This window comes from Synechococcus sp. OH2, from assembly GCF_047462155.1.
GTDB lineage: Bacteria > Cyanobacteriota > Cyanobacteriia > Thermostichales > Thermostichaceae > Thermostichus.
Window position 1 is genome coordinate 11,133 of the sequence record NZ_JANSIR010000115.1, and the last position, 2,121, is coordinate 13,253.

The following is a 2,121-nucleotide window of genomic DNA, read 5'->3' on the forward strand; positions in this document are numbered from 1 at the left end:
ACCCGCTGGAGCAGGAGGCGCAGCGGCGCACCGCCACGGTTTACCTGGATAGCGTGGTGCTGCCCCTTTTTCCGCCGGAAGTGCACAGCCGCCTGGCTCTGTTGCCGCAGCAGGAGCGCTTGGCCTATTCGTTGCTGTTAACCATCGACTCAGACGGGGTGGTACAAAGCTTCGAGATCCATCCCAGCCTGGTGCAGTCGCGGGCTCACCTCTCCTATGGCCAGGTGCAGGCCCTCTTGGCCACCGCTGCAGATCTGGGCCCTGAGGAGGAGGTGCCAGAATTGATGGCCCTGCTGCAAAACCTGCTCCGCCTCAGCCAAATCCTGCGGGTCAAACGTCACCAAGCGGGCGGCTTTGACCTGCCTCTGTTGGATTTGCTCACCCCCCACTCCGCTGACGAGAGCGGCTACGGCCCCCTTTTGATCAGCGATCGCCTCGGCGCCCACGCCCTCATGACCGAGGTGCTGCTGCTGGCCAACCAAACCCTGGGCCACCACCTGCGCCAATTGGGGATCCCTTCTTTGGCTCGCGTGCAGAAGCCCCCCACCGCTGAGGCCCTGCAGAACTTCCTGCGCCTGGCCAACGCCATGAAGCTGGATCTGAACTTGCAGGAGCCGGAGACCGTAACGCTGGCCGATTGGCAGCGGATCTGTGCCCGCATCACCGCCCCCGATGTGTTGGCCGCAGGGACTAGCCCAGCCTTGGTGGCCCAGTTGTTGGCTACTCTGCCCCCCGTCGAGTATTGCCTGCAGCCTATACAGGAGCCCCTCGGACATTTTGGCCTTGGCCTCAAAGAGCCCTACGCCTCTTTTACTGCCCCTTTGCGCCGCTATGCCGACTTGCTGAATTTGCGTGCTCTGCACCTGGCCTTGAGCAAAGGACGGGATCGCCGCAGCCCGCGCTCCAAAACCGTGGTGGATCTGCACGGCCCCGGCGGCTACGACCAAATTGATTGGCAGGTGCTGCCGCCAAAAGTGCATGAGGAGTGGCAGGCCTTTCTCCAAGCGCAACTGCCCAAAATCCAGGCGGGATATCAGCTCCATCAACAGGCAGAGCGGGAGCTGATGGGCTTGAAGCGGTGCGAGTTCATGCAGAAACACCTGGGGGAGACCTTCCCCGGCCTGATTGTCAGCGTCCAGAACTACGGCTTTTTTGTGCAGGTGGATCCCATCTTGGCGGAAGGTTTGGTGCGGGTGAGCACCCTGAAAAACGATTGGTACGAGTACCGCAAACAAGCCCTGGTGGGGCGAAAAACCCGGCGCCAGTTCCGCCTGGGGGATCGGGTGGAGGTGCAGATAAAGAACGTGGATTACTACCGTCAGCAAATTGACCTGACAGTGGTAGGCGAAGGGCGGCCCTATGAGGAGGAGGAATAAGGCGGGGATCCCTCCATCGATCGAGGGCAAAGGGGGCGGTTGTTGCGAACTCTGGCGCGGCCAAAATGGGCGATACCTGAATTATCGGGATCCCTTTTCCCAAGCGGGGGCTGAGATGTCCGCTTCCCCTGCTGTCTTCCTATACACTGTAGTAAAAAACCTGCCGAACTTCTATGCAGCCCACCAATCCCAACCAATTTACCGAGAAAGCCTGGAGCGCCATTGTCCAATCCCAAGATGTAGCTCGGCGGCACCAGCAGCAACAGTTGGAAACCGAGCACCTGCTGATCTCCCTTCTGGATCAGGAGGGAGGGCTTACCCAGACCATTTTGCAGCGGGCCGGCATCGATCCAAGGCTGGTGCGGGATAGAGTGGAGAGCTTTATCAACCAGCAGCCCAAGCTGGCGCGGGTGGATCAGCTCTACCTGGGCCGCGGCCTGGAGACCACGCTGGATCGGGCTGAAGCGTTTCGCAAAGAATACGAAGACGACTTCATTTCGGTAGAGCACTTGCTTTTGGGATCCCTGGACGATGAGCGGGTGGGCAAGCGGGTTCTAGCACCCCTAGGTTTGACCGTCGAGCGCCTCAAACCCGTTATCCAACAAGTGCGGGGCAAACAGCGGGTTACCGACAAAAACCCTGAGTCCCGCTACGAGGCCCTGGAGCGCTATGGCCGCGACTTGACCAAGGCCGCCCGCGAAGGGAAGCTGGATCCGGTGATCGGGCGGGACGACGAGATCCGCCG

General features: G+C 60.7%; 2 protein-coding genes. Both read left to right on the forward strand.

The annotated features are described in order from the left end of the window. A partial coding sequence (locus NW835_RS12170; protein WP_414415423.1) for an RNB domain-containing ribonuclease occupies positions 1–1,376 on the forward strand: 1,376 nt, incomplete at its 5' end. Between the two features lie 173 nt (positions 1,377–1,549). Further along, on the forward strand, positions 1,550–2,121 hold a 572-nt coding region (locus tag NW835_RS12175), incomplete at its 3' end, for a Clp protease N-terminal domain-containing protein (RefSeq protein WP_414415424.1).